The sequence below is a fragment of the Candidatus Krumholzibacteriia bacterium genome (genome assembly GCA_035649275.1).
Lineage (GTDB): Bacteria > Krumholzibacteriota > Krumholzibacteriia.
Map to the genome: position 1 here is coordinate 1 of DASRJW010000144.1, position 15,057 is coordinate 15,057.

A 15,057-nucleotide genomic window follows, 5' to 3' on the forward strand; every position below is an offset into this window, starting at 1 on the left:
CTGATCGGAGTCACCGTCACCGTGACCGATTGCGGCGGTGACGATCCAGCGGCGCCCAAGGCGGGTGCCGGGGATGTGACGGGACACGCCACCGGCAGCGGCCACACCCACACCGGTATCATCACGAAGGCGCAGCTCGACGCCGGAGCCGCCGTGACCATCACCTTCACCGGTAGCGGCCACACCCATGATCTGCCGCTCACGAACAGCGAGGTCCAGTCGATCGCCCAGGGGACGCAGGTGTCGAAGAACTTCACCGACTTCCAGCATCCCCACTTGTACACCTTCAACTGATCGTACGGTCTCGCCGACAGGAGTTGTGTTCAGGCGCCGTTTCCATCGACCTCGCCAACGAGGAGGAGTCATGCCGCGTTCCGCCATGCTCGTTGCCGTGTTTCTGTTCTTGTCCCTCGGCGCCGCCCTCGCCTCGGCCCAGATCCCGGACAAGTTCACCAACCTGAAGGTGTTTCCTGCCGACACTCCCAAACGGGAGTTGGTGGATCGCATGCGCGAGTTCACCGGCGCCCTGGGAGTGCGCTGCAACCACTGCCACGTCGGCCAGGACCCGAATACCCTCGAGGGCTACGACTTCGCCTCCGACGACAAGGAGACCAAGCGCGTCGCCCGCGCCATGCTGCAGATGGCTCGTGAAATCAACAGCCATCTCCTGCCCACGACAGGCCGGCAGTCTCCCATGGAGGTGCGTTGCGTTACCTGCCACCGCGGCGTCACCAAGCCACAGACGCTGGACCAGCTCCTCACGGCGGAGATCGCCAAGGGAGGGGTCCCCGCCGCCACGGCGCGCTATCGCGAGCTGCGCCAGCAGTACTACGGCTCGGGTTCCTACGACTTCGGCCCCCGGGCGCTCAACAGCGTGGCCGAGAACCTGGCACGCGGGCAGAACAACGTGGACGGCGCCATCGAGGTGGCGAAGCTCAACGTGGAGTTCAACGGCGACAAGGGCGAGAGCCACCTGGGTCTCGCGGGGCTGTACGCCACGAAGGGCGACAAGGACGCAGCGATCGCCTGCATCGAACGGGCTCTGGCGATCAACCCGGAAGACGGGCGCGCCAAGCAAATGCTGGAACGGGTGCGCTCGGGCAAATGAGTCGAGGAATCCCGGCTGCGAACGGATGGACAGGCTGCCGCCCCCACCTTCACCGAGGCCCGGCATGAGCCCTGCATCCGGACCGCGACGCCGGGGACGTTGGATCTTGCTCGGCCTCCTCCTCGCCTTCGGCATCGCTCAAGCCATGCCCGTGGAGCGCACCAACCCGCCGGTCGAGTGGGACGTGGACGCTCCCGCCGAGGTCGCGGCGATCCTGCGCGGCGCCTGCTACGACTGCCATTCCCACGAGACGCGCTGGCCCTGGTACAGCCGGGTGGCGCCGGTGGCCTGGATCGTGGCGCGGCATGTCGAGCATGGCCGGGGAGACCTCAACTTTTCCCAATGGCCGCGTCTCGACTTGGAGGCGCAGGAACATGCCTTCCATGACATCGAGGAACAGATCTCGCACCGGAAGATGCCGCTCCGCAGCTACACCTGGATGCACCCCGAGGCGCGCCTCACCGAGGCGCAGCGCCAAGCGCTCCTCACCTGGTGCAACCCGTGAGCTAGTGCCCGCCGCTGTTCTTCGCCACCTGCGTCTCGTGCGCCGCCATGGCGCGCTTGATCCACGGCACCATGACCGCGATGACGACGGCCGCCGCGAGAGCGGTGACGCAGTTGATCCAGAAGATGCCCACCAGCGGAATCTTCTCCCAGAAGCCGGCGAGCACGCCTGCCAGCTTGTTGCCGATCGACGTCGCCAGGAACCAGCCGCCCATCATGAGCGCCGTCACCCGCGTCGGCGAGAGCTTGGACACCATCGACAAGCCCATGGGGCTCAGGAAGAGTTCGCCGACGGTGATGACGCCGTAGGTCCAGAAGAGCCACCAGGGGGAGACCTTGTGCTCGCCGTCTCGGCTCAAAGTCACGGCGGTCACCATGAGCAGCGTGGAGACGGCGGTGATCAGCATTCCCCAGGCGATCTTGGCCGGCGTCGAGGGCTCGCGCTTGCGGCGCCGGAGCAGGGAGAAAAAGCTCACCACCACCGGCGTCAGCACGACGACGAAGAACGGATTGATCGACTGGAAGAGCTCGGTCGAGATGAGCGTGGCCTTCTGTCCCGCCGCCGGCCGCTCGGCGGCCACCACGTTGTGCCAGTAGGAGCCCTTGCCATCGGGATCGACGATGCCAGTGCAGCTGGCATCGCTGGCGACGCAAATGGTGGCGTCCTGGTCCATGTAGAGCGTTTGCAGCACCGGCGCCAACGCCCCCGCCTCGCGACGCGTGTTCTCTTCCGCCCAGTAGGTGAGAGACGAACCGTTCTGATGGAAGATCATCCAGAAGACGACGACCACGGCGAACATCGCCAGCATGGCGCCGATGGGACCCTTCTCCTGCACCGGCGCCCGCGCCCACAAGAGCACGTAGTACACCACCACGGGCAGCGCCGCGGCGACGAAGGCCGCCGTCTGCGGGGAGCCGAACGCATGACCCAGGAAGCGGTAGCCGAGGAAGCCGAAGACGAGCGCCGGTAGCATCACCTGCAGAAAGAGGCTGCGCAGGACGCCGCCCTGCGCCGCCGAGCCGTCACCGCGATCCTTGGCGCCGGCGATGAGCTTCTGCCCGGAGATGAAGACGATCACGCCGATGAACATGCCGATGCCGGCGGCGGCGAAGGCATAGGGCCAGCCGAAGCGGTTGCGCAAGATGGCCGCCACGAAGTTGCAGACGAAGGCTCCGACGTTGATGCCCATGTAGAAGATGTTGTAGCCCGCGTCCTTGAGCGGGCTGCCTTCGGGATAGAGCCGTCCCACGATGGTGCTGATGCAGGGCTTGAAGAAACCGTTGCCCAGGATGATCAAGCCCAGCGCCGCCCAGAAGCCCCCTCTCCCAGGGAAGAGGGCGATGCCGAGGTAGCCGATCCCCATGAGGATGCCGCCCAGGATGACGCTTCGCCGGTAGCCCAGGTACTGGTCGGCGAGCAACCCACCCAGGAAGGGCGTCAGGTAGACGAGGGCGATGAAGGTGCCGTAGATCTCCGCGGCCTGGGTGTGATCGAGGCCGAGTCCCCCCTTGGCGCTGTCGATCATGTAGAGCGACAGGATGCCGAGGATCAGGTAGTAGCCGAAACGCTCCCACATCTCGGTGAAGAAGAGCACTCGGAGCCCGATCGGATGGTTCTTGAACAAGCGCGACCTCCGGGGATGGCGCGAACCGGCGGGGAGCATAGCAGAAGGCTCCGCGGCGCCCAATCGCAGCCTGCGATTCCAGAGGTCGCGGTTCCAGGCACTGCACCGTTGTCCGCGCGCGCCGACTGCCTCTACACTGAGCCTGGATCTTGTGGAGGGTGCATGAGTCTCGCATCCGGGCGCAGTGGTTCAAACGCTCGAAGCAGCACGCCGAGGTGCGATCTCGGGGTCACCGCGTTCCAGGATGCCCAGTGATCACGCCTGCGCCGGGCCGAGTGCGTGCGCGCCTCGTCGCCTGCACCGCCTTCGCCCTGGTCTCGTTCGCCTCCAATTCCGTGCTCTGCCGCATGGCGCTCGGAGCCTCCGAGGCCGATCCCGCCGCTTTCACCGGCGTTCGATTGCTTTCGGGAGCTCTCGCTCTCTGGTTGCTTGCTTCGACGCGACGGCAGAATCGGCGCACTGGGTCGCCATGGATCTCGGCGTTCCTGCTCTTCGCCTATGCGGCCGCCTTCTCTTTCGCCTATCTCGGCTTGAGCGTCGGGACGGGCGCCCTCGTCCTCTTCGGCTCCGTGCAGGCGACGATGCTCCTCGCCGCGCTCCGCTCCGGGGAGCGGCCGCATCCGTTGCAATGGGCAGGGCTCGTCCTCGCCCTCGCCGGGCTCGTGGTGCTGGTGTTCCCCGGCCTGCGGGCGCCGGCGCCGGGAGCTTCGGCGCTCATGGCCATCGCCGGGATTTCCTGGGGCATCTACTCGCTGCGCGGACGTGGCTCGAGCGCTCCTCTTGCCGACACGGCGAGGAATTTCCGCCTCACCTTGCCGTACGTCGCCCTGCTCGTGCTCCTCGGGCTCCGCTCGCTGCACGCTTCGCCCCGGGGTTTGGCTCTCGCCGTGCTGTCCGGGGCGATCGCCTCCGGTGTCGGCTACGTCGCCTGGTACGCGGCGCTCGCCGGACTCACGGCGACGCGAGCAGCCACGCTGCAGCTCACGGTACCGGTGCTCGCTGCCTGCGGCGGGGTCGTCTTGCTCGGCGAGTCGGTCGGCCTGCGTCTCCTGCTCGCCGGCGCCATGATCCTCGGCGGGGTCGGCCTCGCGGTCGGCTCGGGTCAGGCGCGAGAATCCGGAACACGCCGCGCCGCAAGGCGCGACTGAGTGTCGGATCCGCTTGGACGGTGAACGGGGCCACACGCTGGAAGTATTCGATCCGCTCCCTCTCCTGCAGGATGTGGGTGATGCCGTCTTCCTGCAGGTAGGTGTCGAACGCTCCCGCCCGCATGGCCTGGGCCGCTGCATGGTTCATCACCCCGTCCAAATTGGTGACGGGGAACGGATGCAGCAGGTAGCTCAGCTCCCCGGAGTCGAAGCTCCCGAAGCGAAGCGCCGCGCGCGGCGTCCGGTCTGCGACCAGCTGCGGCGCGTCGAGGTGGTTCAGCCGTTCCCGCAGCTCGGTGCCCGCAGCGAAGAGGTCGTGGCGCATGCCCTCGAAAGCTCCGTGCGTCAGGTAACGGAAAGTGCGCCAGCCGCACTGCGCGACGACGAGCATCAGGACGAGGGCAAGGAAACGCGGGTGGCGGTGCCCGTACGCCAGGAGTGGTGGAGCCGTGAGCGCGAGGAGCAGGAGCGCGGGTCCCGTCGAGTACCACACCTGAAATGCCCCGAGGCCGAACACGTAGGCGACGATGACGAGCACGACATAGCCGCCGGCGAACCAGCTCCAAAGGCCTGCTCCAACCGGCGCGACGCGGCGGACGAGCAGCCCGGCGAGCAGCCCCAAAGCCCCGAGGGCGATTTCGATCCCCGCGCCAGGGAGCGAGCCGATGTACCACAGGTCGTTGCGCCTCTCCACGAAGGTGAGGAGACAGAGCACGATCACTGCGACTTGGCTCGGCCGCCGCCAGCGGTCCCGGCGCCAGTGATTCCATGGCAATCGGAGCCCCACGAGCCAAAAGGTCAAGGGGATGAAGCCCCAGGTCCAGCCGAGCCGGTAGATCCAGAAGGCGAGGTTCCTGCTCGTCGCCTCCAGCCAAGCGAGCGATCCCGGCGGGCCCGAGATCTGTCGCATGCGGTAAGCGATGGCTACGCCGCTGTCCTGGGCAATGGAGCCGAAACGCAGGTAACAGACGACGAGCCAGGGCAAGACCAGGGCGAAAGCCACGAGTGCGGTGACGAAGGGCCCGGCAAGGCGCCGTCGCGGCGCACGAATCCGCTGCAGCACGAGGAGCTGGAATCCCAGGAGCAGGAACAGGAGCGAATCGGTGCGCGCCAGAACAGCGGCGGCGCCGAGGACACCATCGAGCATCCAAGCGGTCCCCTTGCGCTCCGCCTCCGGATCGGTGAACGGATCGTACCAGCGACAGGCCAGGACCAGGAGGAGAAGCGAGGAGAGGCCGGCATCGAGACCCGAGAGACCATGGGCAGTCCAGGCCGGATCGAGCGCGAGGAGAAGGAAGGTGAAGAGCGCGCCCGCGGACGCTGAAGAGGTGCGCGCCGCCGTACCCGGCGCCGGCGACCTCCAGAGGGCGCGCAGGACGAGCGCCACGGCGACGGCGTTCAGGACGAGGTGCAGCGCCAGCGTGCACGGCACGACGATCGACGGCTCCGTGCCCACGAGGCGCTGCAGCGCGATCTGCACCAGCATGTAGAGAGGATGGAAACCGTGGGTCGGGTTGCGCCCGTCCAGCGTGGGCCAAGCCCCGGTCTCCACGCTTCGCCGCGCCGCTTCGAGATAGTACGATGCATCGTCGGGAAGCAACGACAGCTGCACGCCCGGACCGACGAGCAGATAAGGCAGTCGCGCGGCGCAGAACGCGAGCAGGAGCAGCGCCTTCGCTTTCGGACCGGGAGGACCGGCCTCGAGGCCCAGGTTCCCGCCGTGCAGCACTGGCCAGACCTCCGGCCGGAACTCGCCTACGATAGTCGGGAGAGCCGCCTCGGGGCAACGAGCGAAGAGAGGAGTCCACCGTGTCTGGAGAGACGAGCCGCTGCGACTGGGCGGGGAGCGATCCGCTCTACATCACCTACCACGACACGGAGTGGGGCGTGCCGCTCCACGACGACCGCCTTCTCTTCGAGTTCCTCGTCCTCGAGGGGGCGCAAGCCGGGCTCAGCTGGCTCACGATCCTGCGCAAGCGCGACAACTACCGGCGTGCCTTCGCCGACTTCGTCCCGGAGAAGGTGGCGCGCTTCGACCAGCGCAAGATCGCGCGCTTGCTCGCCGACGCCGGCATCGTTCGCAACCGGCAGAAGATCGAGGCGGCGATCGCCAATGCTCGGGCCTATTTGAAGGTGCAGGAAGAGTTCGGCTCTTTCGACGCCTACAGCTGGCGCTTCGTGGAGGGCAAACCGATCCGAAACCGCTGGCGCCGCATGACGGAAATCCCTGCCAAGACCGAGGAGTCCGAAGTCATGAGCCGCGACCTCGTGCAACGCGGCTTCCGCTTCGTCGGCCCCACCATCTGCTACGCCCACATGCAGGCCACCGGCATGGTGAACGATCACCTGCTCGGCTGTTTCCGCCACGCCCAGGTGGCGGCCCTTACCGGCAGGCAACCGCGAAAGCGGCGCTCTTAGCCCGGACTATTCGCAAAGTTGAAGACCAAAAAGCCTCCAGGTGCTAAAAAGAGCTTGTCGAGAGCACCTTTCTGCACCGAGGAGGCTTTCTCTTGATTCACCTGGTCGCATCTCGGTAGAGCATCTTGAGGTCCGACCAATCGCGAGCCTCGACGTCCACCGGTGCACAAGGCTGCGGCACGGCGTTCGTGACCTGGATCATCCAACCGCCGGTGCTGCAGCAGTAAGGCGCGGTTCCATAGAGCAGCAACTCGGTGCCCGTGTCGACATACGCCCGGACCTCGGGTCCCCCGACCCCAGCCCATATGCCTGAGCAATCATCGCTGCAGTGCTCCAGCGCGAAGTTCGGCGTGGCGTCGTTGGTCGTCACCAGTCGGCCTTTCACCAACGGAGTCGGGTCGGGTCCGACGGTCGTGTACGCCTGGATATCGAAGCCATAGCCGTAAGGGTCGAACTCGCGCTGAAAGGCTTGAGAATCGCAGGGGGGACCGATGCTCTGAGTGCTGACGACGAAGTATCGGTAGCTCGTGTTCGGTGTCACTGTGTCGACGATCTGCAGGGACCGGGTGCCGAGCTGCCGGGGAATGCGCTGGACGAGCCCTAAGGAGCCGCACGGGTATACCGCCCGGCGGTAAACGTCAATGAACATGCAGTCCGGTACGCCCCCGGTATCGGTGATCGTGAGGTCGACCTGGACCGTGGCGGTGGCAAGGCCGGGTGCCGAATACGGGGTGAGCGTCAGGATGATGCTGCCGCGGGCGAACGCTGAGGTGGCGCAGGCCAGGACGCCCATCGCGACCCATAGAGTGACCTTCATGGTGAGCCTCCGGTGGCAGGCAGGCGAGCTTTGGACTCGCTCAGCCCCTTCCAATCCCTGCGGGATGGCAGGCTGGATAGAGACCGTATTCTAACATCAGAGCGTCCAAAAGCATCGCCGTCACCACAAGGCGATCCTGAACGCGATGAAGGCGCTCGTTAGGAGAGAGGAAAGTCGGCGGCGCCGGCACGGGGCAGAATCTGCACCGAGCGGATGCGCGTCGTGGTCACGCCGTTGGCGAACTCGAGGAAGAGACCCGGCGCGGCGAGGATGTCCGGGTAGATGACGCTGCCGCCCCAGGTGCAGCCGTTGATGCCGAGGACTGCTGGCACCGGACCCTGGCGCTCGAACCAACCACCCCAGACGAACCACGACTCGCTGCTGGCGCGGCTGATGGCGTAGGTGGAGTTCTTCGTGGTCACGAGCAACGAGTCGCCCCAGCCGAGCTCCGTCCGGCGCACCATGCCGAGCGTTCCTGGCCGCGCGGCGGTGCTTGCCCCTAGGGCCTCCAGAACCTGCAGCGCCGGCAGCCCGTGTTCCAGGATGGCGTTCAAGGTGCGGACGTGGATGGCGATGCGGAACTGACCTGACGAGTCCGGAGTGGCCACGAATCCTCCCGACAGGGGCGCTCGCATCCCGAATGTACTGGACCCCATCCCGGGGTCGCAACCAGGGTTTTCCCCTGGCCCCACATGGGGTGCGGTACCCCCCTGGATGCCTGTGGTAGACTGAGCCGCGTTCGTGCCCTGCTCCCGTCGCGCCCGGCGGGACGCAACCCTGCTCATCACGTCGAAGAACCCCATGTGCGGAATCTGCGGCATTTTCCACTATCGCCGGGGCGAAGACGTGTCGCGCCCGCTCGTCGAGGCCATGGCGGAGAGCCTCCGCCACCGGGGACCCGACGACGACGGCTTCCTGGTGCAAGGCGGCATCGGCCTGGGATTCCGTCGGCTGTCGATCATCGACCTCACCACCGGCCACCAGCCCATCCCGAACGAGGATGAGAGCCGCTGGGTCATCCTCAACGGTGAGATTTACAACTATCGCGATCTGCGCCGCCAGCTGGAAGGCGCTGGTCACCGTTTCCGCACCGTTTCCGACACCGAAACCATCGTCCACGGCCACGAGGAATGGGGCTCGGACGTCACCAACCACCTGAACGGCATCTTCGGCTTCGCCGTGTGGGACGGTACCTCGCGCTCCTTGCTCCTCGCCCGCGATCACCTGGGGGTGAAGCCGCTCTACTACCACGACGACGGCACGCGCCTCCTCTTCGGCTCCGAGATCAAGGCCATCCTGCAGGACGAACGCGTGCCGCGCGAGCTCGATCAGGAAGCCCTCGGCATCTTCCTCGCCCTCGGCTTCGTCCCCTCGCCGCGGACGCTCTTCAAGGGCATCCACAAGATCCCGCCGGGGCATCGCTTGCGCGTCGACGGCGGCGGGGCCCGTCTCGAGCGCTACTGGCGCACGACACCGCAGATCCGTGCGATCGCCGAGGCCGAGGCCATCGAGGAGTACGCCCACCGCTTCCGTCTCGCGGTCGAGCGCCAGATGGTGAGCGACGTTCCCGTGGCTTCTCTGCTCTCCGGCGGCGTCGACTCCGCCCTGGTGACCGCGGTCATGCGCCAGGTGTCGCCGTCTCCCATTTCCAGCTTCTCCGTCGGCTTCGAAGAGGAAGGCGACTGGAACGAGCTCGAGGAGGCGGCGGCGTCGGCTCGCTTTCTCGGCACGCAGCACCGGGATGTGCGCATCAGCTCGAAGCACTACGTGGACTTCTTCCCCGAGTCGCTGTGGCATCTCGAAGAGCCGGTGCTGTCGCAGAGCACCTTCGCTTTCTTCTTCCTCACCAAGCTGGCGCGCGAGAGCGTCAAGGTCGTGCTCACCGGCCAGGGGGCCGATGAACCGCTGGCGGGCTACGACCGCTATCGGGGCGAAAAGCTGGCGGGCAGCCTCGGCTGGCTGGCGGGGAGCCCGGTATCGCAACGCCTGGTAGCGGCGCTGCCGCGGGCCGAGAAGCTGCGCCGCGCCGCCCGCTCTCTCGGAGAACGCGATCCGGTGCAGCGCTTCGCCCGCATCCACGCGCTCTTCCCCCGCGACGAGGCCTTGCGGCTCCTCCGACCAGAGCTGGCCGCGGTCGTGCAACGCTTCGATCCCGTCGAGCCGCTGCGACGCTGGCAGCGCGACGTGGAGCACCTGGACGGGTTGTCGCAGCTCCTCTACATCGATACGCGGCTCTCGCTCCCGGACGACCTCCTCTTCTATGGCGACAAGCTCGCCATGGCCAACTCCCTCGAGGCGCGTGTTCCCATCCTGGACGTGGAGCTGGTGGAGTTCATGGAAACGCTGCCACCCAACCTCAAGCTCCGCGGTCTGACCGCGAAGTACGTACACAAGCAGGCCGCCCGGCGCTGGTTGCCGGAGAGCATCATCCACCGTCCGAAGAAGGGCTTCGCCACCCCCGTGGACACCTGGTTCCAGAGCGAGCTCGACGGCTTCGTGGTCGACACCCTCCTCGGCCGCGACTCGGCCTGCCGCGAGCACTTCGACCCGGCGGCGGTGGAAAAACTCCTGCAGGAACATCGCGAGCGCCGGCGGGATCACAGGCGGCGCATCTTCGCCCTCCTCAGCTTCGAGCTCTGGTACCGCCGCTTCCTGCGCTCCCCCGTGGCGGTGACATGAAAGTCGCCGTCTTCGGGCTCGGGTACGTAGGTTGCGTCTGCGCCGGCTGCTTCGCCCGCGCCGGTCACCGAGTCATCGGTGTGGACGTGAATCCCGTCAAGGTCGACATCCTGAACGCCGGGCAGAGCCCCATCGTCGAATCGGGCGTCGACGCTCTCCTCGCCGCCGGCAAGGCCGCCGGGCGCCTGCGCGCCACGACTTCGGCGCTGGAGGCGGTGCAGAACACGGAGGTCTCGCTCGTCTGCGTCGGCACACCGAGCCGGCGGAACGGCAGTCTGGACCTCGGGCACGTGCACAAGGTGGCCGAAGAGATCGGCGAGGCGCTGCGTTCGGTGTCCGCCTACCACGTGGTCGTGATCAGGAGCACCGTGATGCCCGGCACCGCCGCCACCGTGGCCGGGATCCTGGCCCGCGCCTCCGGGAAGCAGCCGGGGCAGGACTTCGGCGTGGTCGTCAACCCCGAGTTCATGCGCGAGGGCACGGCGATCGTCGACTTCCTGCAGCCGCCGCTCACCTTGATCGGGAGCGAGCACCCGGACGCGCTCGAGATCGTGGCGGGGCTCTATCATGACCTGGAGGCGCCGCTCGTGCGCACTGCCACGCCCGTCGCCGAGATGGTGAAGTACGTGAGCAACGCCTTCCATGCCACCAAGATCGCCTTCGCCAACGAGATCGGGAACATCTGCAAGGCCACTGGTATCGACAGCCACGCGGTGATGGAGATCTTCTGCCGGGACGAAAAGCTGAACATCTCCACCAAGTATCTGCTGCCGGGCTTCGCCTTCGGCGGTTCCTGCCTGCCCAAGGACGTGCGCGCCCTCGCCTTCCGGGCGCGGGAACTCGACGTGTCCGCGCCACTCCTGGAGAGCCTGCTCGCCTCGAACAGCCTGCAGGTGAAGCGCGCCGTCGATACGCTGCTGCGCTGGAAGTCGCGCCGCCTCGGCTTCCTCGGCCTCTCCTTCAAGGGGGGCACGGACGATCTGCGCGAGAGTCCCATCGTGGAAGTGGTGGAGACGATGATCGGCAAGGGCTACGACGTGCGCATCTACGACCCGAACGTGTCGCTCGCCCGGCTCTTCGGTGCCAACAAGGAGTACATCGAGAAGGAGATCCCGCACATCGACCGTCTCATGTGCAAGACACTGGACGAAGTCCTGCAACATGCCGAGGTGCTCGTGGTGGGGAACCGCAACGACGAGTTCCACCGCGCCTTGGAGACGCTGCGGCCAGGGCAGCGCCTGCTGGATCTGGTGCGACTCCAGGAGAACCTGCCGGACATCGATGGCTACGAGGGAATCTGCTGGTGAAGCTCCTTCTCCTCTACGTGCACGACTATTGGCTGAAACCGTTCGAGCGCTCGCTGCCGGAGGCACCAGAGGCCCCTGCGGGCGTCGAAACCGGACCTGCCGTCGTGGCCTTGATCCACGTCGAGGCGGAAGATCCGGAGCGCCAGGACAAGCTCGTCACCAAGGCCATCAAGAACATCAAGTGGCTGGCGGGCAAGTTCGAGACCCGCACCGTGGTGCTCCACTCCTTCGCCCATCTGGCGGCGACTCGGGCCGAGCCCGAACGGGCCGATGCCCTCCTCGGGGCCATGCGGGAGCGCCTGGCCGGCGCCGACTACGCCGTCCACACCACGCCCTTCGGCTGGTTCAACGAGTTCCGCCTGCACGTTGCCGGCCCATCTCTGGCCAAGGTCTTCGTCGAGCTCTGATTCCGAGCCATCGAAGCGAGCGATCTCGATCACTGCCGGGATGGGAACGGAACCTCGAACACGGACACGACGCGCGCGCCAGCGGATTCTCAGCGCCTACGAGCCAGTCCCACCCGCGCTTTGATCCATCCAACCAAGCTGTCCTGAAAACCAGGGACGTAGGTGGTCAACTCGAGGACCTCGCGGTCGTATCCCGTGCGCGACTCGAGGAGGCCATGGTTTCCATGCTCGAACACCTTGACGGTGGCGTCGCGGTTCCCGGCGTCGGCCAGAGCGCGGCGCAGGAGCACCGCGCTTTCTGCGCTGGGCACCGAACGATCCAGCGCGCCGAGCATGATGTAGACGGGCGTACGCACCTTGCGCCAATAAGGAATCGGGTCGTACTGCCACTCTGCTCTCAGCTTGTTCAGGAACGCGGCGCCCATACTGTCCGTGGGTGAAACCCGCGGCACCCAGAGCACGCGGGCCCAGGGAAACCAGGGCTCCTGGGACACTGCATCGACCTCGGCGCGGAGCGAGTCCCATGCGGGCGTGGTGATTTGGGGATGGCTGAGCACGAAATCGGTCACCCGTTGCCGAATGGCCACAGCCCTGGCGACGTCGGCCTCCGAGAATCCTTGCGAGCGCAAGTCGTTGCCGACCTCGTAGGCAATGTTGTCACCCACTTTGCGCGCCGATCCCGAGCGTACCGTGATGAACGCCACGCGACCCTCGGACCGAGCCGCCGCGAGAGGGGCGATATACCCGCCATTGCTCGTGCCATAGAAGCCGATCCGCTCGGGATCGATGTCGCTTCTCGTTTGGAGGTACCTGAGGCCTGCCAGCACGTCGTCCGCCAAGTCCTCGTACGTTGCCGTCCAAGCGTTCCCCGTCGAGGCGCCGCCACCGCGTTTGTCGAAGGCGAGCACCGCCAAGCCGTGGCCGGAGAAGTAGCTGGACCAATAGCCGAAATCTCGGGTGGGGATGGTACCCCCAGCGCCGTGGATCAGAATGACGGCGGGATGTCGCCCGGCCCCCTTGGGTACCGTCACGGTGCCGGCGAGTCGCACCGGCCCGTTCTGGAAGGTCACGTCCTCACTCACGTGATCATCGAGGCGCACGGCCTCGCGACGCGGTTCGCCGCGCTCCCACCAGGTGAGCGCGCGCACCTTGCCGCGAGCCTTCTCCCCCACCGGGGCGGCTGGCGTAGGAGCATCCAGGGAGACATCGGCGCGAATCGTGATGGGGTAATCGATTCGAAACGTCGGTCCGGTGAAGAACTCTGTCTCCGACAACCCATAGAGAATGCCGCCGCGACGCGTCTTCGAGTCGAAAAAGGCAAGCCAGCCGCCAGCCTCGTCCATCGGCCCCATGGAGAGGACGCGATCTTCGGCGATCCGGTAGTTGCCGGCGAGGCGACGCACCACCGTGGAGTCGTACGCCATGCGATGAATGAGGTGGAGTCTTCCCTGCTTCCCGCCGGCACGGAATTCGCCGTGCAGGGAATCCCGTTCCGCCTGGCCGTCGAAGCGTGCTGTGTCGCTGCCGAAGGCGAAGCCGAAAGAGAGCGACGTCGGCGCCAGTCGAACCTCGGAAAGCTCCACGCCCCACGCGTTGTCTGCGGGAAGATCGGCACTGCCGTTCAACGCGGGCGCCGCGTAGGTGAATTGCACGCGGAGGAACGTCGTCGTATCGCCGAGCGCGAACTGACCGACCCAGTCCCCGCTACACAATGATTCTGGGGTCGCTGCAGGCTCTGTCCCAGCGGAGGCATTCGTTGCCCCGAAGGTGGCGATCATCACGAGGGACACGACCCATGGCCACACTGTCATCGAACCCTCCCTCATCTTTCCTTGGACGTTTCGCTAGGGGAAAGGGTTGGAACGCATTCTCGTGGGTAGGGAGCTCACACTTTGCGTCCCTGCAGGGCGATCATGGCCGCGACGGCAGCTTCCTTCTGATCCTTCCCCCAGGGCGGCCCGACAGACTTCCCGAGCGACACAACCTTCTTGAGCAAAGTGCTCCACGGCGCGCCAAGCGCTCGTTCGGCGTAGTCTTGCAGCTGTTTCTCGGGAATCTCGACAGTCCTCAACCCGCATGCGGTCACGGCCCGCACTAGGGCGTCACGGAACAGCACCCCTTCCGCCTTGTGCATGCGGAAGTGCACGGCGAGGATCTCCTCGACGCTCCAGTCGGGCATGGGCTCGCCCATGAGCACAGCGCAGGCCGTGATTTCGTGTCCACCGGCCTGGGCACGTTTCACCGCCGCTCGTAGCTCTCGCGTCGCGCCTGTCCGGGCCGCTTGGAGGCCGCGCTCGACCATCCGCCGGCCATCGCGTGGGGCGAGGCCTTCGGCAGCATGATAGGGCTGCTTCGCCCAGCCTTCCTGGACGAGATCCACCCGGCGCCGATCGACCACCTGGAAGCGGTCGCCTCCTCCGCTCAGCGCGACGAGCGCTGCCCACCCCGAGTGGGCCTTCCATCCGAAGGCGATCTTCACGTGGACCTCATGCGTAGTTCATCGCGGTTAGTGTGCCCCACCACTCACCTGCCAGGCTCCGGATCGTAGAGGCACGGTGGCACAAGTCGGTCCTCCATCGCGGCCCCGTCCCGGGATGCGGACCTCGAGGCGGGTGTCCGGCTGCGATAGTGCGACCTCCACTTGCTGCGACGTGATGCCTGCAAGCGGGATCTTCGCGCGTCGATCCCAAGGAGTGTCCACCTGCCCAGCCCGGCGGCCGGCGTTGAGATAGACGAATCGCGCGCTGGGCGGCCCCTGAGCGAAAGGGCCAAGAAAGTGAGGGGCTCCGCCGGCCCGAGGAAACGCGACACGTACTGTGAAGTCGAACGTCACTTCCAACGACGTGCTGGAGACGGGTTCCACGAGCTCGTCCCGTCCACGCTGCAGCCGCAGGAGTACCTCAGGAACAGGCTGCTCGACGACGATGCGAAGCCAGAGCTCAGGCTGTTGCGACTGTCGCATCATCTTCCTCCCGCACGGCTCGCGCTGTCCCGTGACGAGATTTCAATCCTTACTCTGGTCCTTTAGAATGTCAGACCAGCGG

The 15,057-nt window shown here is 66.4% G+C and carries 13 protein-coding genes; 8 read left to right on the forward strand and 5 right to left on the reverse strand.

All coding sequences use genetic code 11. The annotated features are described in order from the left end of the window. The 3 genes from VFE28_16310 to VFE28_16320 all read left to right on the forward strand — a co-directional run. The coding region (locus tag VFE28_16310) for a hypothetical protein (protein HZM17558.1) at positions 1-294 on the forward strand (294 nt) is incomplete at its 5' end. Between the two features lie 70 nt (positions 295-364). Continuing rightward, a complete protein-coding gene (locus tag VFE28_16315) occupies positions 365-1,108 on the forward strand; it encodes a c-type cytochrome (protein HZM17559.1) in 744 nt (247 codons plus the stop codon). Between the two features lie 64 nt (positions 1,109-1,172). Continuing rightward, complete coding sequence (locus VFE28_16320) at positions 1,173-1,613, forward strand: heme-binding domain-containing protein (GenBank protein HZM17560.1); 441 nt, start codon at positions 1,173-1,175, stop codon at positions 1,611-1,613. Between the two features lies 1 nt (position 1,614). Here VFE28_16320 and VFE28_16325 read toward each other — a convergent pair whose 3' ends face one another. Beyond that, the gene (locus tag VFE28_16325; GenBank protein ID HZM17561.1) at positions 1,615-3,237 is read right to left on the reverse strand and encodes a peptide MFS transporter; all 1,623 of its coding nucleotides are present in this window, start codon (positions 3,235-3,237) and stop codon (positions 1,615-1,617) included. A 251-nt stretch (positions 3,238-3,488) separates the two neighbouring features. On the opposite strand from VFE28_16325, the gene VFE28_16330 reads away from it, so the two are divergent. Both VFE28_16330 and VFE28_16335 read left to right on the forward strand, forming a co-directional pair. Then, on the forward strand, positions 3,489-4,385 hold the full coding sequence (locus VFE28_16330) for a DMT family transporter (protein HZM17562.1): 897 nt from the start codon (positions 3,489-3,491) through the stop codon (positions 4,383-4,385). A 1,809-nt stretch (positions 4,386-6,194) separates the two neighbouring features. Next, positions 6,195-6,803 (forward strand): DNA-3-methyladenine glycosylase I, encoded by a 609-nt coding sequence (locus VFE28_16335; GenBank protein HZM17563.1) that lies wholly within the window; start codon positions 6,195-6,197, stop codon positions 6,801-6,803. Between the two features lie 97 nt (positions 6,804-6,900). Here VFE28_16335 and VFE28_16340 read toward each other — a convergent pair whose 3' ends face one another. Together VFE28_16340 and VFE28_16345 are read right to left on the reverse strand one after the other, a co-directional pair. Further along, a complete protein-coding gene (locus tag VFE28_16340) occupies positions 6,901-7,620 on the reverse strand; it encodes a hypothetical protein (GenBank protein ID HZM17564.1) in 720 nt (239 codons plus the stop codon). 158 nt (positions 7,621-7,778) lie between these two features. Next, positions 7,779-8,228 (reverse strand): hypothetical protein, encoded by a 450-nt coding sequence (locus VFE28_16345; GenBank protein ID HZM17565.1) that lies wholly within the window; start codon positions 8,226-8,228, stop codon positions 7,779-7,781. A gap of 193 nt (positions 8,229-8,421) precedes the next feature. On the opposite strand from VFE28_16345, the gene asnB reads away from it, so the two are divergent. From asnB to VFE28_16360, 3 genes are read left to right on the forward strand one after another with little or no spacing between them, the layout of a single operon-like run. After that, complete coding sequence (gene asnB / locus VFE28_16350) at positions 8,422-10,299, forward strand: asparagine synthase (glutamine-hydrolyzing) (protein HZM17566.1); 1,878 nt, start codon at positions 8,422-8,424, stop codon at positions 10,297-10,299. After that, entirely contained in the window at positions 10,296-11,606 is a 1,311-nt protein-coding gene (locus VFE28_16355) for a nucleotide sugar dehydrogenase (protein HZM17567.1), read from the forward strand. The genes asnB and VFE28_16355 overlap by 4 nt, the downstream gene beginning before the upstream one ends. Continuing rightward, on the forward strand, positions 11,603-12,013 hold the full coding sequence (locus tag VFE28_16360; GenBank protein HZM17568.1) for a threonyl-tRNA synthetase editing domain-containing protein: 411 nt from the start codon (positions 11,603-11,605) through the stop codon (positions 12,011-12,013). Before VFE28_16355 ends, VFE28_16360 begins: the two co-directional genes overlap by 4 nt. An 89-nt stretch (positions 12,014-12,102) precedes the next feature. Here the strand turns inward: VFE28_16360 and VFE28_16365 are convergent, their stop codons facing one another. After that, positions 12,103-13,824 (reverse strand): alpha/beta fold hydrolase, encoded by a 1,722-nt coding sequence (locus VFE28_16365; GenBank protein HZM17569.1) that lies wholly within the window; start codon positions 13,822-13,824, stop codon positions 12,103-12,105. A 74-nt stretch (positions 13,825-13,898) separates the two neighbouring features. Continuing rightward, on the reverse strand, positions 13,899-14,492 hold the full coding sequence (locus tag VFE28_16370; GenBank protein HZM17570.1) for a hypothetical protein: 594 nt from the start codon (positions 14,490-14,492) through the stop codon (positions 13,899-13,901). Positions 14,493-15,057 lie beyond the last annotated feature (565 nt).